Raw genomic sequence first — 17,964 nt, forward strand, 5'->3', positions numbered from 1 at the left:
AGTCACTGGTCACTGGTCACCGCTCACTGGTCACTGGTCACTGGTCACTGGTCACTGAATTACTGATCAAAAGTGTTGCAATTTCTGCTAGTTTAACAAATAAGGAAAAACTGTCAGTGCTTGTCTGTACAATATTCTATCTTTAGTAATCTGCTGTTTTGGGAGAAGGGAAAATGACCATTATATTCCAAGTTGCGCTGCTGGCTCTAGTTGCTATGTCTTTTGTTCTAGTGATTGGCGTCCCTGTTGCTTATGCCACTCCACAGAACTGGAATGAATCTAAGAGACTTCTTTGGATTGGTTCTGGTGTTTGGATTGGTTTAGTGTTCTTGGTTGGCGCATTAAACTTTTTGGTGGTTTAATCGAGGACTGGGCTAGGGATTAGGGTTAGGGGTTAGGAGTTAGGAGTTAGGAACTGAACATAAAGCTCAATCCAAAATCCAAAATCTAAAATCCAAAATCCCTAATTCCCAATTCTGCTCCTATACTTGTATGCGAAGGATATTAATTGATGAATTAGAAGCTCATGGCAGTTTTCGAGGGAACTTTTACTCAGACGGAACCTTTGCGATTTGCATTGGTGATTGGTCGATTCAATGACCTAGTGACCGCTAAGTTACTAGAAGGCTGTCAAGATTGCTTGAAACGCCACGGCGTAGATCCCAATCCTCACGGCTCTCAAGTCGATTATGTTTGGGTACCGGGTAGTTTTGAAGTTCCGGTTGTGGCTCGTCAATTGGCACTCTCTGGTCGCTACGATGCAATAATTTGCCTGGGTGCTGTTATTAAAGGGCAAACTCCTCATTTTGATTACGTATCTTCTGAGGTTGCTAAAGGTATTGCTGCTGCTGCTTTTCAAACTGGCGTACCAGTGATTTTTGGGATTTTAACAACCGATACCATGCAACAAGCTCTAGAACGGGCTGGGATTAAAAGTAATCATGGCTGGGATTACGCCATGAGCGCTTTGGAAATGGCTAGTCTTATGCGACAGTTACGTTCTAACCTTGCAGAACCTTTTGGTGGTAATTCGCTATCCCCTGCATCTCTAAAGAGTGCTGCTGGGAGTTAGTTGTTAGTTGTTAGTTGTTAGTTGTTAGTTGTTAGTTGTTAGTCGAACCACTATCCACTATCGACTAACCACTAACTAATAACAAATTTCAAAAAAGGTGTTGACAACCCAAAGATAATCTGAAATACTAAATAAAGAATGAAGTTGCGGGTATAGCTCAGTGGTAGAGCGTCACCTTGCCAAGGTGAATGTCGCGCGTTCGAATCGCGTTACCCGCTTTGTAGAAAGGCTTGTTGTTTACACAGCAAGTTTTCTTCAGTTTTAAGAGGTATCTCTGAAACAAGAGAATCAACTTCTTGTCAACTGGACTTCTAGCCCGTTCTAGAGCGTCGGTTCAGCTAATGTCAAAAACCCGGTTTCTTGAAGAAACCGGGTTTTTTGCCTCCTTTTTGAATACTGTACCGGCGCTCTAGTAATGTGTTGCTTTCCCGACACTTTTAGCAATGCTTGATTTTTTTAACTGTACGTAATATAATTTATCAAATATTAAACCTCCTTAATAGAAAGTTCCATTAAGGAGGTTTTACAGCAGCAAAAGACTTGTACACCTGCTTTCCCCTAGAAATCGTCTAGAAACTGGCTAAGGCGGCTGATCACGGGGTCTACCTCTTCTAAAAGAGGGGGTGGGACAGCAGCATTAGCGGGGGGAGGAGTACGCTCGATAACTTCAACAACTTGTGCCGCTTGAGTTAGAGGCTGTACTGTTGAAACTTGATTCATCATGATTGCCAGCTGTGCAACTTGTTGACTGAGTTGTGTCAGATGGCGTTCCATTGTCTCCAATCGATGAGACTCTTTGGCAAAAAAACGTTCCTCAAGACCAACTATTTGATTCTGCATCTCGGCGATTTGTGTTTCAACCCCTAGTGGTGTTGCAGTTTGTATTGCTGTTGGTGCAGGGGGTAATGCCGTTGGTGTTGGTGTTGGTGTTGGTGTTGGTGTTGGTGTTGGTGGTGCTGTTGCTGCTGGTTTAGGGGTAGGTCGTACAGATTCCGGTACGCACAAAGATTGCCATAAAGCTTCTTTACAAAGATCGCTGAAAGTCTTTTCTGGATCTTTTTCCAATTGACTTTCGACGAGGGCTAATAAGCTCTCGTCAGCGACCCCTGGGTTGAACGTAACGGATTTAACTACCTTTTTTGACCATTGGAACATCAGTATTAAGCCCTAGCAGAGCGTGCAGAGGATAATTGTGCCTCTCCATAAATGTACTGCCCTAAAGCATTTGCCTGCCGTGATGGGGCAGCTAAATGTGCGTTGATTTTAGCCTCTTTCAGGAGGCGTTGAACATCTTCCCAGAAGAATTCTCCACCACCTCCAGTTAGGATAACATCGGTCACGCGTTCTGGCAGCCATGCTAACACGCGGCTGCAAATTTCGCGAGAAAACATCTCAATAAGGTTGGGCAGAAAATCATCTAGGTTAGTTGGCTTGCTCGAACCTCTTGGACGGTAAAAGCGATCGCCTTTTGGACGGTTAACTGCGGCAATCAGAGACAAAGATTGGCTATCTGCACCTTCAATTTCAGCTGCCACCAGTTCGTAAAACTTGCTCATTCCAAAATCTTCACTCTTGGAAGCACCTCGGGCAAATCGGAAGTTATCAACCATCAAACAATCAGTTGTTTGATGTCCAATGTCAACAATTGCCACCGAAACTTTCGTAAAATCAGGCATTACTGTACCAGTCTTTTTGGGTTGAGCTTCGCACCACAGCAAGCTGCCATAACCTTCTGGCATGACCCAAACCTTGGTAATGTTTAGGTTTACGGATTCACCGCGAAAGTTCATGATGTGAGGACCAGAAAGCTGGCTAATCAATTGAGCTTTTTCCCGTTCAAATTGCTCTTGAGAAAGGTAAGGTAGTCCCAGTACGACTGAGATTTCGTCCTTAAGTTTGAAGTAACCAGCCGCCGCTAGGACTTTTATGAGGGCGTCTTCTACCTTAGATTGACCGACACCTAAATTAGCCCCAAAATCCGCAGCTAACTGACCAACAGCATAGCCACTACCTTGGTACTCCAGCCAAAGATCCATTAAGGGATCGGTAGCACGGGCTTCAAAAACACCCCCGCGCACCTGTTCCATTGACATTTCTTTGACGTTAGCGGAGACAAACATTACATTATTGGGTTCGCGACTGACGCAAGTTTTTGTAGAAGTGCGTCCTAAGTCAACACTCAGAATCTTTTTCCCCGTGCTACTAGGGGTGGGTTGAGTTGGAGTTGCGTTGATGGGTGTAGTTGCTGAAACCCTGTTCATGGGGATAGCGGCAGCATTCATAGGGGTGGCGGCGGATGGTTGGTCTGTCATGAAAGCTCCTAGTCGTTTATTAGCTCTAACAAGTTATCATGCCCATCTTACAAAAATGCGTGCATCAGAAAACCCTGATTCTGCTTTAACTCGCTTGAACTCTGCCGAATACGAGAGAATAGTTGAGCAAAGATTCTGACACATAGCTTTCACAGATCCCCTAAAGTGAGAAAACAGTGAATTGAGATTGAGGGCTAGCTACGCTTGCTTTTGGGGAAACAACACATAACTGTTTTATAATTTTATGCAGACAAATGTGTTTACCGTCTCCTGTGTTTTTGCCTACGTTTCACTACCCAGGCAATAAATGCCACGATGAGAACCGCAAGAACAATTTTAGATACAGGAGCTAGGTACTTGTCCACAAGTTCATACTGGCTCCCCAACGCATATCCTGAGTATGTTAGCAAACCTACCCAGGCAGCGCTACCTAATGTAGAGTAAATTATGAAAGGTAGCAAGGGCATATTGCTAATACCAGCGGGAACGGAAATCAGTGTCCGAACTCCTGGTACGAGGCGACCAATCAAAACAGCTTTTGTACCTTGCCTATTAAACCAAACTTTAGCTTTAACAATATCTTTGCTCGATACACTCAACCATTTCCCGTATTTGTCTGCTAGGGCAAATAAGCGCTGTTCCCCCAGAAATTTCCCCGGATAATACCACACCAGCCCCCCCGCCACAGAACCGACCAGCCCTGCAAAAAATACACCAAGGACATTAAGCTTAGCCCCTGGCAGATTGGATGTGTATCCTGCCAAGGGCATAATCAGTTCCGAGGGAATAGGAGGAAATAAGTTTTCAAGAAACATCAGCAGGGCGATTCCCCAATAGCCTAGAGATTCGATAATCTCTTTTATCCAATCCGTCATCAAATTATTTCCTAAAGTTGCTTGGTGAGTGATTTTAAACTTATCGATTTTATACGTTCTGGTTTACGCAGTTCATGAGAACTACTTAAAAGACTATTGCAATAAGCGTATATTACCCCTGATATTAGTCAAGGTATCAAAAATAGTTGCATTGGGGCAAGGGGTTAGGAGTAGGGAGTAGGGAGTAGGGAGTAGAGAGTAGAGATCGGAGAAAGAACTTAATGACAAACTCTTCCCCTACGCCTGAACCCCTAACCCCCATTCCCCACTCCCCACTCCCTACTCCCTATACTATAGGAGTCAGTGATTGTACCCTTGATTCAGATTGCCAATCCAACGGATTCCAAACCCGCTCTTCTAGAGCCATTTGCTCAATTAAGCTTGCTAATCGCAAGGCTTTGAGCGCTTGTTCTCCTCCAACAGAGGGTTGATTGCCACCACGCACGCAATTGACGAAATGTTCTAATTCTGCCCCCAGCTTATCAGTATTGCTTGTGTAAACTTTTTCAATTACACCATCTTGCCTGTACAGCACTTGTCGATAATCATTCATTGCGTTGGCAGGGGTTTGCCTGTGGATCAAAATTTCATTTTTAAGAAAATCTGCCTCTGTAAATGAGTTTTTACAATGGGCGACAATGCGGCGGATTTTGCAATGAGTCACTTTACTTGCTGTCAAGGTAGCAACGATACCATTGGCAAAACCTAAATTGGCAGTGACATAATCCAGATAACCAGAATCTAAGGTACGATTACCGCTCGCTGTTAACTTAACAACTGGGGAAGAAGCTAATTCCAGAAGTAGGTCTATATCATGGATCATCAAATCCAAAACAACGGAAACATCATTTGCCCGAGTTGAGTAAGGACTCATGCGATGAGCTTCTAGCGCTAATACTTCCTCGGTTTTCAGCACCTTACTCAATTCTAAAAATGCTGGGCTGAATCGTTCAATATGTCCCACCTGAAGAATGCACCCAGTCTCAGCTGCGGCGTTGACTAAAGATTCTGCTTCAGATATGCTGGCTGCTATTGGTTTTTCGATCAGTACGTGAATTCCTGCTAACAAGCAATTGATGCCTACGGCGTAATGCAATCGGGTAGGAACAGCAATACAAACTGCATCCACAAGAGGTAGTAAGTCGCAGTAATCTTCAAAAAAACGTGCTTTGTATTTACTAGCAGTTTCTAAGCCTCGTTCTACGTTAATATCAGCCACACCCACCAGTTCAACATCTTTCATCGAACTCAGTATACGGGCGTGATGCTGTCCCATATTGCCCACACCGATCACGCCTATGCGGACCGAACGTGGGTAGTTGCGCTGTGCTTGACCATTGTGTTCTCCTGGCAACATACTTCTATTTTGCACTCTTATAATCTCCTCAACCACCAAATATAAAGACACTACGCTCATTGGCTCTCATACTAATTTGCCAATGATGAGTCGTCTAAAACCATCCAGATGGTAACATAGAGGTTCTTATTATGAAGAATTTCAAAGTTTCATGTGAGTTCCCGCACTTTGGGTTAGTTTTATGCATTGAGTTTAAAATGATGCTTTTTTGCTTTTTTGAATAATTATGAATAGCAAAAATCTATGACGTAAGTGAACTTCCTTAGGTTGCATTGAAACAATGAATTTTAGAGCCCATAGGCAATGGGCAATTGCGTATTGAATATTTTTAAACAATGCCCGATGCCCGATGCCGGATTCCCCATAGCCCCTTATCCCCATTCCCTAAAATGAAAGCTGTTATTCTATTATCAGGCGGATTAGACTCTTCCACTGTTCTGTACCAAGCCATGGCTGATGGTTGTGAATGCTATGCCCTGTCCTTTAATTATCGGCAGCGTCACCAACGAGAGTTACTATCCGCATCTGCGATCACTACCCGTGTTGGAGTCGTACAACATCAAGTGGTCACGTTCGATTTAAGTCAGTGGGGCGGTTCAGCACTGACAGATAGCTCTATCGATTTACCCCAGAAGCGATCGCTCTTGGAAATGTCTCAAAACATACCAATTACCTACGTCCCAGCCCGCAATACCATCTTTCTCAGCTTTGCCCTTGCCTATGCCGAAACTATAGCCGCCGAACGAGTTTATATTGGCGTTAATGCTTTGGATTACTCTGGATATCCTGACTGTCGTCCCGACTATCTTCAGGCAATGCAGGAGGTGTTTTGTTTAGGAACAAAGCAAGGGCGATTGGGACATCCTATCAATATCGTTGCACCCTTGATTGAACTGAAAAAAACCGAAATTATCCAACTTGGCAATCAGTTAGGAGTTCCGTGGGAACTAACTTGGTCTTGCTACGCAGGAGGTGAGGTGGCTTGCGGAGTTTGCGATTCTTGTCGCCTGCGTCTCGCTGCTTTTGCAGAATTGGAGCTAGTTGACCCTTTGAATTACTCTACCCGCCGTATCTGTACTTGATGCAGGCGAGGTCCGGTAACTGAGACTACCGTAAATTCAAGATTGTCATAGAGAAAGGTTTCGCCAAGAATCGGAATTTTTTGCAATTGGTAAAGCAAAAAACCTGCTAAAGTTTGATATTCTCTGTTCGCGGGCAAATGAAAATGCAAGACCTCATTGAGGTCTTCTAGATTGATTTGTGCCTGGACTAGAAATGTTTGTTCATCGACAATTTTGATGAGCAAGTCACTGGTATTTTCTGATTCGTCCGGTTCGCCAATAATCTGGGCTATGACATCATGAATGGTGAGCAGTCCCACGGTACCACCAAATTCATTCACTACGATCGCCATCGCTGGTTTTTCCTGTTGCATTACTGGCAAGAGTTCACTTAAGGGGGTGTATTCTGGTACAAATCTTGCGGGTCGTAACCAAGGTTGAATTTGCGTTTCTAAAGTCAGTTTTCCTACAGTTAAGGGTTTTATCAAGTCTTTGAAGTAGACAAGACCGCGAATATCATCCAAAGATTCTCCAGCCACTGGGTAGCAAGAGTGACCAGTGGCTATCATTCTTTGCAAAAAAGTAATGAATGTAGCATTTTTAGGTAGCGCTATAATGCTAGTACGGGGAATCATCACTGTTTGTACGGTCACCTCCCCAAATTCAAAGACGTTGTTCAACCATTCCCTCTCTTCCTCCTGCAAACCCGTGGATTCTCGTTCAGTAGAAATGATCAGTTGCAGTTCTTCGGATGTAACGGGGGATCGCCAGCTTTGTCCTGTGTATTGAATACCAAATAATCTCAATAACCACCGAGTTGATTGATTGAGTATCCAAATAAAGGGGCTAAAGAACCTCACAATTGCTCTAATAGATGGTCCTAAAAACTTGGCTAGCTGTTCTGAATAGAGCATGGCTATTGATTTGGGGCAAAGTTCCCCCAAAACTATTTGTAAGTAGGCTATGAGAACAAAAGCCGTTGGGATTGATAAAGAATGGGCAACAATGCGACTCATACCATCAGGTAAGGGCAAAGATAGCAGCCACAACTTAATCGGAGTGACAATCGTACTTTCCCCAATCCACCCAAGCGCCAAACTCGAAAGGGTTATGCCCAATTGCGTTGTAGATAACAATCGGTCAATGCTGCGTTGCAAACCCTCAACAGCGATCGCTTGTATATCCCCAGACTCAACTAGTTGACGGATACGCGATCGCCGCAATGTCACCATTGAAAACTCGGCTGTTACAAAGAATGCATTGATAGCAATTAGCAGCAGTACTGACAACAACCGCAGCCCTACATCTGTCCAACTTAAATTCGGAAAACCACTCACGCCCAAGCTCGTGTTAAACTGACGCCCCTAATGATAATTTTGGATTTTGGATTTTGGATGCGTGGATTAGCTCTTAAGTAATCCAAAATCTAAAATCTAAAATCCAAAATTCTTTTACCGATCCACAGGAATATTAGATACCTGTAGCTTCAGCCTTTGCTCCGGATAGTCCGTTAGAGAAAGTGAGATATTTTTCACATCGTCAAGCACAGCTGAAGGAATGCTTATCGTACCAGAATATGTTGGTCCGTTGGCAGGTAGTTCTGAGGGCAATCCCTCCGTACTAGCACTTAATGTGCGTCCTTTGTCGTCGGAAACATCTAGGAAACTGTACAAGAAGCGGACGGAGTCCTTACCCTTATTATGCATCTTCACTCTTAAAAGTAAGGCACCTCCAGAATAGCGAGCAGATTGTACTGACATACTGACACCTTCGCTTTCGGAATTTACTGGAAATCCTTGTTGTGGCTTTTCTTCAGCAACTTCTACAGGTTTTTGCTCTGGTTTGAGCCTATTACTTTTCGTTTCCTCGTTGTCTTTGTCTTGCTTTGCGATTTTAGTAGTTTTTTTGCCGTCAATTCGTGCCTTGACAACTTTTAGAATCTCATCTTCCCTAAGCAATGTGACCCCTGCTTGCTGTGCAGTAGCTGACTTACTGCTGGCGAACTTAGTAGTAGGACGGGCATCAGGTGTAGTCACACCTTTTAGAGCGGCGCTTCCCAAAGTAAAGCCCCAAAAGGCGCTTATCGAACCAGCCCCCAACATTAAGATTAACAAAATCAAAGTTAAAAGTACTGTAGAATTCAGTTTCATAAGATATAACTCAAGAATACTCGTATATTCCAAAATATTGAAGCTATTAACTTCAAGCTTAAAAGCACGCGATCGATATTAGTCTGCCCTATCCTACTGTTAAATTATTATGCAGTATCAAAATCTGATCTTGTTAAAATCTAATATGTTCCCTCTTAGTTGTCATGTTTTGTAGACATATGCTACACTGAATAAGATTTAACCAGGGTTGGCCGAGCGGTTGAGGCAGCGAACTCATAATTCGCCCCAGGCAGGTTCAACTCCTGCACCCTGGATTTAACAGTGACCAGTGACCAGTGACCAGTGACCAGTGACCAGTAACCAGTGACCAGTGACCAATGACCAGTGACCAGTGACCAGTGGCCGGAGAGCGATTCATTCTCGTTCCCAGGCTCCGCCTGGGAATGCCTTCGAAGAGGCTCAGCCTCCCGTTTTTTAGCCACACCAAGCAGAGCTTCATAGACCAAGTAACTTATCATTTTCAACCGTAACCAACATTTGGTCACTGGTCACTGGTCACTGGTCACTGATTATTGTTCAAATCGAAACTCAGTTCCCGTTCTGAGCTTGTTAGAGTTCAGTGCAGGAGACATGAGAATGGACGAAGTATAAGGATTTGGTAAATCTGGAGTCCGGATATAGGGGTCATGAGTTGCTTGCTGGTTGAGAGTATCGCGATACAGGATATTCATTAATTCAGCATCTCGCGCAATTTCGTGTTCTGGAAATGAATTGCGGAATAAAGACCCTTTACCCAGTATGAAGTCTATCTGACGCCAGATAGACTGGTTGCGATAAAAATTGGGATCGTTTTTGAAAAAAGCCCGTTCAAAGACATCGTTGGTTGATTCGTAGTTAGGTGTTTCAGTTTCGGCGGTGACAACAGCCGGAAAACTCATAGTAGCAAGTAACACCAATAGACCACCAAGGTATCTAAATTTTGTACTCATCATTCATCGCTCCTCAACATTTGCGCGAATTTTAACTTATGCTTAATTTCAGAACTCCTCAGAGTTCATCCTCTTGGTGTAGCATAATTTTTTACCTGCTGTCATGACTTATCAAGCCGAAACCCTTACCCAGTCATCTATCTGGGCTACTACTACTGATTTGGCAATCCTACGCCAACAGTTGCTCAATTTGTTCTGTCAACTGGCATATCAGGAGGGTGACTTTGTTCTGAGTTCCGGACAACAAAGTTCTTACTACATCAATGGCAAACAAGTTACGCTGCATCCTCATGGTGCATTGGCAATTGGTCGTATCCTTCTATCGCTTCTACCAATAGATACGCAAGCAGTTGCAGGTTTAACATTGGGGGCAGATCCAATTGTAAGTGCAGTGAGTGTTGTTTCTGCCTATGAAAATAGACCAATTCCAGCGCTCATAGTTCGCAAAGAAGCAAAAGGACACGGAACGAGAGCGTATATTGAGGGTCCCAATTTACCAGAAGGTGCCAAAGTCGTCGTTTTAGAAGATGTTGTAACCACAGGAAAATCTGCCATGAAAGCCGTCGAACGGCTTCAAGCGGCAGGTTATGCTGTTAATCGCGTGATTTCGTTGGTCGATCGCAAACAAGGTGGAGCAGAATTTTATCAATCTGTAGGGCTGCAATTTGAAGCCGTATTCTCAATTGAGGATATTCAACAGAGGTATCGGGAATTGGTTAGTGGTTAGTTGTTGGTCATTTGGGCCAAGCGACTTCCAAATAACAATTCAACTTTCTCTTATGGTGCGGGCTTCTAGCCTGCCAATAGCACTCTTGTGGTGCGGGCTTCTAGCCTGCCAATAGCACTCTTGTGGTGCGGGCTTCTAGCCTGCCAATAGCATAGGACGGGCGAGGACGCCCGTACCACAATCCATACTAACCACTAACCACAGCCTTATCCTTTGCCAAAAACTTCTCAAGTTCTGTGAGTGCATCAGCATCAACTTTGGTTTGCATGGGACAGAACTTGGGACCGCACATCGAGCAGAACTCAGCCGTTTTGTAGATGTCGGCTGGTAAAGTCTCGTCATGATATTCTTTGGCTCTGTCAGGATCGAGAGATAATTCAAACTGACGGTTCCAGTCAAAATTATAACGAGCATGGGACAATTGGTCGTCCCTGTCTCTCGCTCCGTGGCGGTGTCTGGCAATATCAGCTGCATGAGCTGCTATTTTATAGGCAATCAAACCGTTGCGTACATCTTCAGCATTGGGCAAACCTAAGTGTTCTTTTGGTGTAACATAGCATAGCATAGCTGTTCCGTACCAACCAGCCATTGCAGCCCCAATGGCGGAAGTAATGTGGTCGTAACCGGGGGCAATATCGGTTACCAATGGTCCCAATACGTAGAAGGGTGCTTCAGAACACTCTTCCATTTGCTTCTTGACATTAAACTCAATCTGATCCATGGGAACGTGTCCCGGACCTTCTACCATGACTTGTACGTCATGTTCCCAAGCTTTGCGAGTCAATTGTCCTAGGGTTTTTAGTTCTGCTAGTTGTGCTTCATCAGAAGCATCATGGAGACAACCAGGACGCAGTGAGTCACCTAAGCTAAATGACACATCGTATTTCTTAAAAATTTCAATGATGTGTTGGTAATGGGTGTAAAGCGGGTTTTGCTTGTGATGGTGCAGCATCCACCTCGCCAAAATACCACCACCGCGAGATACTATACCCGTGATGCGATTTTTTACCAAAGGCAGATGCTCAATTAAAATCCCGGCGTGGATAGTCATGTAATCGACTCCCTGCTGGGCGTGTTTTTCTATGACGTGGAGAAAGTCGTCTGGTGTTAAGTTCTCTATTTTACCATGGACACTTTCCAACGCCTGATACACTGGTACAGTTCCAATTGGTACTGGTGAAGCGTTAATAATGGCAGTGCGAATTTCGTCCAAATTACCGCCACCAGTGGATAAATCCATGACAGTATCAGCACCATACTTCACAGACAGATGCAACTTCGATAGCTCTTCTTCAATATTGGAAGAGTTAGGAGACGCGCCAATGTTAGCATTCACTTTACATTTGGAAGCAATGCCAATACACATTGGCTCCAAATTTGTGTGGTTAACGTTAGCTGGAATAATCATGCGTCCCCGTGCCACTTCGTCTTTAATGAGATCGACGGGAAGATTTTCCCGTTGAGCAACGTAGTGCATCTCTTCGGTGATGACACCCTGACGGGCATAGTGCATTTGTGTCACATTGCTATGCCCATGCCGCTTGGCAACCCATTCTGTCCGCATATATTTTGATTACCTCATAAACAGCTTCCCTCCGCCGGTATTACCCGGATTCAGGTTTTAAGGGTGTAATCTCAGCCTTTTCATGCAGGCACCCCCAGCTTGTGTAGAAGATTCTACCATGAGCAGTGAGCAGTGACCAGTAACCAGTGACCAGTAATTTCTAATATCAGTCAAAATTAAAAAAATGACTTAATTTTTGCTTGCGGGATGTTTCTCCGAACCTGTTTTGTGGAACGCGCGGGCGAGGACGCCCACCCCACAAGATAAAAAATTTAAGTAAGTCAGCAAGAAAAAACACAAATATGTAACTAAACTTAAAATTCAGCAAATTCCGTTTGTAGTTGAGCTTTAGCGCATGCATCTTACACTACAAACCAATAAGTAATGATTATTTGTGCCAACTTACCTATTTCTCGGAAATCCCTGAGTAGAGTTGATGCCATAATAATAGACATCAGAGAAATCGTCCTTTGAGTTCATGCTTTTATGGAAGATTCTGATATTCGCACAACTTTGAGTGGCAACAAATTTGTTACTCGTGCTTTACATCGTGAATTAGCTGCTCAAAAACGAGCAGAAATTGATGCTGCTTTTGCAAAAATGGCAGATGATGATGAATATCACACAGAATCACTTGCGATCGCATGCGAGTTTGCTAAATCTGACTGGGAAGCGTTTCAGATAGGTGAATCTTAAGGAGATGAGGTTGTGCGGACTTTCCGTGGCCTTGGCATTTTTCATTTTCAGTAAATTTACTAGCAGGTTCAGAAACATACAAGTTGCATAATATCTAAAGGTATAAGTAATGCTGTAAGAACTAGATTATGAATATTGATTGGACAACTTTGTTAAAATCTCAACAAACAAATTTTATAAATAGACTTCATGATGGAATAGAAAATTTACTGACATACGAAAAAGCAGGAATCTATGGTGAGATGAAGACAATAGCTGGCAAAGAGTTAGACGAGATTCGAACGTTTTGCTGGCAAATGGTTGCTAAATTTAGAGCTTTGAATAATTTTCCTCAAACAATATTTGTCAACCATATGAAGGGAAAGATAGGTGAAAAAATTGTAGAAAAGTGTTTAGGAGATTTAGTCAGTCGTGTTAGATATGACGTAATAGTAGAGACTGGTGATGGCAAGATAGATCTTACTTCAGATACTAATCACAACATTGGTATACAAGTTAAAACTCGCTATGCTAGTGTTAATGAAGTTGAATGGTGGATTAGTAACGAGGAATTAGAAATCAATCAAGCTATTGTATGTGTTTTAATTAATAAAGAATCTAAACCAGATGAACGCTTTGATGAGTTTAAATTGGAGTACACTCCAATTATGGCAGGTTTTTTACCTACAAATATAATAATAAATATGATTGGTAACAATACTCTTGAAACAGAAAGTAAAAATGGAGAATCTTTCGTTAAAATACCTATAAATAAATTATTTCATGGAAGTGGCTTACAAAATTATTTAGTATCTTTAACAAATGATGCAAGAACATTTGTGAATTTAGGTGACAATTATGCCAAAAATAATAATTTTGAACAAGCTATTGAAAACTATACTAAGGCTATTAATCTTGATACTGATTGTGCGGAGGCTTATCGGAAAAGAGGTATTGCTTATTGGAGATTAAAAGAAAAACAAAAATCAATTGACAATTTAGTGGAAGCTACTCAAAAATATTTAGCACAAGATAATGTTACTTCTGCACAAGAAGTACTTGAACTACTGAAAAATATTCAAATTGGAGACAATTATTCTTCTGCATCTTCTAATTTTATATGGAAATGTATACAGACTTTTGATAATTCTGCTCCAATTCTAACTCTTGCTGGTAGCAAAGATAGTCAAATTTTTGTAGGCGGTAGTACTGATGGCATTATCAAAGTATGGAATCAGCAAACAGGAGAACTCATACACACAATCTCTGCTCATACAAACAAAATAAACTCTGTTGTTATTAGCTCCGATAATGAAATGATTGTAAGCGGTAGCGCTGATAGAACCATGAAGGTATGGAATTTAAAAACAGGAGAACTCATACGCAAACTTCCTCATCCTCCAAACATAGTTTATGGAGTTTCTGTCAGTCCCGATTGTAAAATCATAGCTAACGGTAGTAGTAACGATAAAGTTTATCTATGGAATTTACAGAGTGATGAAGAACTGAATAGGTTTTCTGAACATAAAGGTCATGTTTACTCGGTTGCCTTTAGTTCTGATGGGAAAACTCTTGCTAGTTGCAGTAGCGATAGAACAATTATCATCCGAAGAATAAATAGTGATGAATATTTCCAAACTACTGCTGGTGAATATTGGATTCGGAATATTGTAATTAGCCCTGATGGACTCTTTTTAGCTAGTAGCAGCGATGATGGAAAAATTGAGATTTGGGATATAGATAACAATCAATTAAAATCCCGGTGTCCCTTAAAAGAAACTGTTGGCATTTCTCAGACAAATGGTACGAATCGTAACAGCGCTAGCCCAGCTATCGCTATTAGTCCAGATGGAAAGTTTCTCGCTGGTTGCGGTCAAGAAAAGAATATCCATTTATGGAACCTGAGTACAGGAGAACTCGTACATACTCTTTCTGAGCATTTAGGCAAAGTGACTTCTATTACCTTTATTGGTTCTGATAGTCGGACTATTGCTACTGCTAGTGATGACAACAAAATTAAAATTTGGCACTTAACTTAGGGACTTTTCAATAAAAAAATGTTCAATCTACTTCTTGTGAGGCAGGTATACTTGGGTATCCTTACCTACCTATTTTATAGGACGGGTTAAGAGCAACATCCCACAAGTTCTGAAACCCACGTAGGTGGGTTTTGTTTGTGTAGCCGCGAATTCTATTCGCCTTCGTCTTCTCAGATATACTCTTAAGCGCAATGCCTCATGCCCAATTCCCACCGATACATCATATTCAACAAACCCTACGGAGTCCTGTGCCAATTTACCCAAGACACGCCCGATCGCAGTACTCTAAAGGATTATATAGATATTCCCGACGTATATCCCGTGGGGCGTTTGGATTGGGATAGCGAGGGTTTATTGCTTTTAACCAGTCACGGGCAATTACAACACCGCCTTAGCGATCCTCGGTTTGGACACGAACGGACTTATTGGGTACAAGTGGAACGAATTCCTGATGCGGCGGCTTTGATTCAGCTTGAGGAGGGTGTGGTCATTCAAAACTACCGAACTCGTAGAGCTAAAGTCCGAATGTTGCTAGCAGAACCTGATTTACCAGAACGCAATCCACCTATTAGATTTCGTAAGAACGTGCCAACTGCTTGGTTGGAAATGACTTTGACGGAGGGCAAAAACCGCCAAGTCAGACGAATGACGGCGTTTATTGGCTTTCCAACATTACGGTTGGTTAGGGTGAGTATAAATCATCTAAATCTGGATGGGTTGCAACCCGGTCAGTGGAGGGATTTGACTTCAGATGAACTAAAAATTTTGTTAAACTCTGTGGTTAGATCTAACAAACCGCACAAGTAAAATATATAGCAATCTTATTTGGTATTTAAGAAAATACTGAGCCTCACCAAACCCGGTATCTCCAAGATACCAGGTTTCTTGCTATAGTACAATTTAGGCAAGCGATCGCAGCTAGTGTATATCTCTGGCTGAATTGCTAGGTGGTTTTGAGCAGTAAAAAGCTTGCCGTACTAGATAAATAAATATCTGTAAAAATAAGAACTGCTACAAAAATTCACTATATAAACCACAATATTTTGTAAGACTACTGTAGGCAGGGGCTGACAATTGTGGCACCTTGGATTGTAGCGGTCTGAAGCACCTTGGAACGGGAATGAAGGAACTTCCACAATGCTGATATGCCCTCAGTGTAACTTTGAGAACCCCAATACCAACAGATTTTGCCAAAATTGTGGCGATTCACTAACTCATCGGGTCTGTCCGGAGTGTAGTGCTGATGTTGCTTTGGATGCACAATACTGCGATAATTGCGGTGCCGAATGCGGAACAATTTTGTGGGCGATTGTTACTAAAGAAAAAACGGAGGATTGGGAACTGGGGACTGTAGGACAAGAGGACAAGGAGGTAAGGGGAGAAGAGGACATAGAAGATCCTCCCCCCTCTCCTTCTCCCCCTCTCTCCCCTTCTCTTCTCCCCGCCCGGTCTTATTTAGATGGTCAGCAGCGATATCAAATCTTAGAACCATCGCTCGTTCTGGAAGATATCCCCTTTAATACAGAAGTTGGTGTGAGAGTTTTAGATTGCCAACCTTACCAAAGGACTCTTCTGGAGGTGATACTGCTGAATGACGAACAGGGAGTGGGAACCTCATCCCTTGGGACTGGTGAAATTCCCAGCCTTGCTAGCCCTTATATCGTCTTACAACCTTTGTGTCATTTGGGTATACCGCCGATTCACGATACTTGGCAGCATGATGGCTTGCAGGTGATACTAGTTGAGGATCGATCGCATTGGCAGTCTTTACTTGATGTCTGGCATGAAGAAACAATAAGTTCATTGCAGATTGTAAACTTTTTTTACCAAATGACTCAACTTTGGCCAGTGTTAGAAAAAGTCAACTGCCGTCAAAGTCTTTTGAAATTGTCTAATTTGCGATTGGATGAAGATCAATCGCTGGCGCTACAGCAATTGTATATTGAACCAGTCCATGAATATATTACAGAGGTGCCATCAGAAGATGAAATAGCTTCAACAGGCGATGTGAAAGCACAACCGTTCTCAGTGCAAACTCTAGGGCGGATGTGGCAAGCTTTGTTTAGGGAATCTCAACGCACTCAGTTTGGTTCTATTTTGCATTTATTAGGAGATTTGGAACTGGGTAAAGTTCAGTCTCTAGAACAGTTACAATCGCGATTAGAAGCGATCTCTTCCGAATTGCAAGGTCTTTCTTCTACAAGTTCTTCTTCACCTACCCCTGAATTACCACAAAATACCGATTCACGGACTATCTTGCAATTGGAAGAGGAAGAAGACACTGACTCAAAAGTTGATGATATGCCAACAGTTGTTCTACCCATGCAATTAATGAGCTTGGATTATGCGGGGTTGACGGATGTCGGGCGTCAACGCGACCATAACGAAGATTACTTTGGCATCGAAACAGAGATTTATAAATTGGAGTTGCCAAATAACCGGACTTTACAAGCACGAGGTTTGTATGTTCTCTGTGATGGAATGGGGGGACATGCAGGCGGTGAGGTGGCTAGTGCTTTGGCTGTCAGCACCTTACGGCAATACTTTCAAACTCACTGGGCTTCTAACCAAATGCCACCAGAAGGTGATATTCGTCAAGCAGTGCGACAAGCGAACAAGGCGATTTACGATGTCAATCAAAAAGACTTCCGTTCTGGCGTTGGGCGCATGGGTACGACCCTAGTGATGGTGCTTGTTTATGATACTCAAGTGGCTGTCGCTCATGTGGGAGATAGCCGTCTCTATCGTGTAACTCGCAAAGGAGGATTGGAACAAATAACGGTAGACCATGAAGTGGGTCAACGGGAAATTTCTAGAGGAGTTGAGCCTAGCGTGGCTTATGCTCGCCCTGATGCTTATCAACTCACCCAAGCTCTGGGTCCTAGAGATGATAATTATATTATTCCTGATGTGAAGTTTTTAGAAATAAATGAGGATACCCTATTTATTCTGGCTTCCGATGGTTTGTCGGATAATAATTTACTCACATTACACTGGCAAACTCACTTACACCCTTTGCTCAGTTCTGGTGCCAATTTAGAACACGGTGTCAAAGCTCTGATCGATCTGGCAAACAATTACAATGGACATGATAATATCACTGCTGTTGTTATCCGGGCAAAGGTTCGACCAAATATGGAGCAACAGTAGTGGATTTCGGATTAGGTATTAGGGAATGAAAT

16 protein-coding genes, 2 tRNA genes and 1 riboswitch are annotated in these 17,964 nt (G+C 42.8%); of the genes, 10 read left to right on the forward strand and 8 right to left on the reverse strand.

Annotation, left to right across the window (positions count from 1 at the left end; all coding sequences use genetic code 11):
- Positions 1-173: 173 nt before the first annotated feature.
- The 3 genes from psbZ to WA1_RS12780 all read left to right on the forward strand — a co-directional run bounded on the left by psbZ (position 174) and on the right by WA1_RS12780 (position 1,290).
- A complete protein-coding gene (gene psbZ / locus WA1_RS12770; RefSeq protein WP_017745132.1) occupies positions 174-362 on the forward strand; it encodes a photosystem II reaction center protein PsbZ in 189 nt (62 codons plus the stop codon).
- A 164-nt stretch (positions 363-526) separates the two neighbouring features.
- Positions 527-1,072, forward strand: a complete 546-nt coding sequence (gene ribH, locus WA1_RS12775; protein WP_017745133.1) for a 6,7-dimethyl-8-ribityllumazine synthase — start codon at positions 527-529, stop codon at positions 1,070-1,072.
- A gap of 146 nt (positions 1,073-1,218) precedes the next feature.
- A tRNA-Gly gene (locus WA1_RS12780) sits at positions 1,219-1,290 on the forward strand.
- 340 nt (positions 1,291-1,630) lie between these two features.
- Here the strand turns inward: WA1_RS12780 and fcmC are convergent.
- The 4 genes from fcmC to WA1_RS12800 form a co-directional block, all read right to left on the reverse strand.
- Complete coding sequence (fcmC, locus tag WA1_RS12785; protein ID WP_017745134.1) at positions 1,631-2,227, reverse strand: filament morphology membrane protein FcmC; 597 nt, start codon at positions 2,225-2,227, stop codon at positions 1,631-1,633.
- 5 nt (positions 2,228-2,232) lie between these two features.
- On the reverse strand, positions 2,233-3,384 hold the full coding sequence (gene fcmB / locus WA1_RS12790; protein ID WP_026134850.1) for a filament morphology actin-like protein FcmB: 1,152 nt from the start codon (positions 3,382-3,384) through the stop codon (positions 2,233-2,235).
- A gap of 260 nt (positions 3,385-3,644) precedes the next feature.
- Positions 3,645-4,259, reverse strand: coding sequence for a DedA family protein (locus WA1_RS12795; RefSeq protein ID WP_201789089.1), 615 nt, complete (start codon positions 4,257-4,259; stop codon positions 3,645-3,647).
- 286 nt (positions 4,260-4,545) lie between these two features.
- Positions 4,546-5,616 (reverse strand): Gfo/Idh/MocA family oxidoreductase, encoded by a 1,071-nt coding sequence (locus WA1_RS12800; RefSeq protein WP_017745138.1) that lies wholly within the window; start codon positions 5,614-5,616, stop codon positions 4,546-4,548.
- A gap of 389 nt (positions 5,617-6,005) precedes the next feature.
- Here WA1_RS12800 and queC point away from each other — a divergent pair, with 389 nt between their 5' ends.
- On the forward strand, positions 6,006-6,698 hold the full coding sequence (queC, locus tag WA1_RS12805; RefSeq protein WP_017745139.1) for a 7-cyano-7-deazaguanine synthase QueC: 693 nt from the start codon (positions 6,006-6,008) through the stop codon (positions 6,696-6,698).
- Here queC and WA1_RS12810 read toward each other — a convergent pair.
- Together WA1_RS12810 and WA1_RS12815 are read right to left on the reverse strand one after the other, a co-directional pair.
- Complete coding sequence (locus WA1_RS12810; protein WP_017745140.1) at positions 6,671-8,014, reverse strand: hemolysin family protein; 1,344 nt, start codon at positions 8,012-8,014, stop codon at positions 6,671-6,673. The two genes, queC and WA1_RS12810, sit on opposite strands and share 28 nt — an antisense overlap.
- Before the next feature lie 114 nt (positions 8,015-8,128).
- Positions 8,129-8,827 carry a hypothetical protein gene (locus WA1_RS12815; RefSeq protein WP_017745141.1) on the reverse strand — a complete coding sequence of 233 codons (699 nt, stop codon included), beginning with the start codon at positions 8,825-8,827 and terminating at the stop codon, positions 8,129-8,131.
- A gap of 202 nt (positions 8,828-9,029) precedes the next feature.
- On the opposite strand from WA1_RS12815, the gene WA1_RS12820 reads away from it, so the two are divergent.
- Positions 9,030-9,102, forward strand: a tRNA-Ile gene (locus tag WA1_RS12820).
- A gap of 255 nt (positions 9,103-9,357) precedes the next feature.
- On the opposite strand, the gene WA1_RS12825 is transcribed toward WA1_RS12820, so the two are convergent.
- Complete coding sequence (locus WA1_RS12825; RefSeq protein WP_017745142.1) at positions 9,358-9,777, reverse strand: hypothetical protein; 420 nt, start codon at positions 9,775-9,777, stop codon at positions 9,358-9,360.
- 103 nt (positions 9,778-9,880) lie between these two features.
- Here WA1_RS12825 and pyrE point away from each other — a divergent pair, with 103 nt between their 5' ends.
- Entirely contained in the window at positions 9,881-10,504 is a 624-nt protein-coding gene (pyrE, locus tag WA1_RS12830) for an orotate phosphoribosyltransferase (protein WP_017745143.1), read from the forward strand.
- 187 nt (positions 10,505-10,691) lie between these two features.
- Here pyrE and thiC read toward each other — a convergent pair whose 3' ends face one another.
- Positions 10,692-12,068: a phosphomethylpyrimidine synthase gene (thiC, locus tag WA1_RS12835; RefSeq protein ID WP_017745144.1), complete on the reverse strand. Its 1,377-nt coding sequence runs from the start codon at positions 12,066-12,068 to the stop codon at positions 10,692-10,694.
- A 9-nt stretch (positions 12,069-12,077) separates the two neighbouring features.
- A riboswitch (TPP riboswitch) is annotated at positions 12,078-12,174 on the reverse strand.
- Positions 12,175-12,554: 380 nt separating this feature from the next.
- Between thiC and WA1_RS12845 the strand changes: the two genes are divergently transcribed.
- The 4 genes from WA1_RS12845 (at position 12,555) to WA1_RS12860 (ending at position 17,932) form a co-directional block, all read left to right on the forward strand.
- Positions 12,555-12,764 (forward strand): hypothetical protein, encoded by a 210-nt coding sequence (locus tag WA1_RS12845; protein ID WP_017745145.1) that lies wholly within the window; start codon positions 12,555-12,557, stop codon positions 12,762-12,764.
- A 128-nt stretch (positions 12,765-12,892) separates the two neighbouring features.
- Positions 12,893-14,782: a WD40 domain-containing protein gene (locus WA1_RS12850; protein ID WP_017745146.1), complete on the forward strand. Its 1,890-nt coding sequence runs from the start codon at positions 12,893-12,895 to the stop codon at positions 14,780-14,782.
- Positions 14,783-14,980: 198 nt separating this feature from the next.
- On the forward strand, positions 14,981-15,589 hold the full coding sequence (locus WA1_RS12855) for a pseudouridine synthase (protein WP_017745147.1): 609 nt from the start codon (positions 14,981-14,983) through the stop codon (positions 15,587-15,589).
- Between the two features lie 330 nt (positions 15,590-15,919).
- Positions 15,920-17,932, forward strand: a complete 2,013-nt coding sequence (locus tag WA1_RS12860; RefSeq protein ID WP_017745148.1) for a serine/threonine phosphatase — start codon at positions 15,920-15,922, stop codon at positions 17,930-17,932.
- The last annotated feature ends 32 nt before the right edge of the window (positions 17,933-17,964 follow it).

This window comes from Scytonema hofmannii PCC 7110, assembly GCF_000346485.2.
Classification (GTDB): domain Bacteria; phylum Cyanobacteriota; class Cyanobacteriia; order Cyanobacteriales; family Nostocaceae; genus Scytonema; species Scytonema hofmannii.

Bases quoted from the DNA above. Each gene is read 5' to 3' on its own strand.
- fcmB (WP_026134850.1), bottom strand. From the start codon at position 3,384: ATGACAGACCAACCATCCGCCGCCACCCCTATGAATGCTGCCGCTATC.
- WA1_RS12855 (WP_017745147.1), top strand. From the start codon at position 14,981: ATGCCCAATTCCCACCGATACATCATATTCAACAAACCCTACGGAGTC.
- fcmC (WP_017745134.1), bottom strand. From the start codon at position 2,227: ATGTTCCAATGGTCAAAAAAGGTAGTTAAATCCGTTACGTTCAACCCA.
- WA1_RS12795 (WP_201789089.1), bottom strand. From the start codon at position 4,259: ATGACGGATTGGATAAAAGAGATTATCGAATCTCTAGGCTATTGGGGA.
- pyrE (WP_017745143.1), top strand. From the start codon at position 9,881: ATGACTTATCAAGCCGAAACCCTTACCCAGTCATCTATCTGGGCTACT.
- psbZ (WP_017745132.1), top strand. From the start codon at position 174: ATGACCATTATATTCCAAGTTGCGCTGCTGGCTCTAGTTGCTATGTCT.
- ribH (WP_017745133.1), top strand. From the start codon at position 527: ATGGCAGTTTTCGAGGGAACTTTTACTCAGACGGAACCTTTGCGATTT.
- WA1_RS12860 (WP_017745148.1), top strand. From the start codon at position 15,920: ATGCTGATATGCCCTCAGTGTAACTTTGAGAACCCCAATACCAACAGA.
- queC (WP_017745139.1), top strand. From the start codon at position 6,006: ATGAAAGCTGTTATTCTATTATCAGGCGGATTAGACTCTTCCACTGTT.
- WA1_RS12815 (WP_017745141.1), bottom strand. From the start codon at position 8,827: ATGAAACTGAATTCTACAGTACTTTTAACTTTGATTTTGTTAATCTTA.
- thiC (WP_017745144.1), bottom strand. From the start codon at position 12,068: ATGCGGACAGAATGGGTTGCCAAGCGGCATGGGCATAGCAATGTGACA.
- WA1_RS12800 (WP_017745138.1), bottom strand. From the start codon at position 5,616: ATGTTGCCAGGAGAACACAATGGTCAAGCACAGCGCAACTACCCACGT.
- WA1_RS12825 (WP_017745142.1), bottom strand. From the start codon at position 9,777: ATGAGTACAAAATTTAGATACCTTGGTGGTCTATTGGTGTTACTTGCT.
- WA1_RS12845 (WP_017745145.1), top strand. From the start codon at position 12,555: ATGGAAGATTCTGATATTCGCACAACTTTGAGTGGCAACAAATTTGTT.
- WA1_RS12850 (WP_017745146.1), top strand. From the start codon at position 12,893: ATGAATATTGATTGGACAACTTTGTTAAAATCTCAACAAACAAATTTT.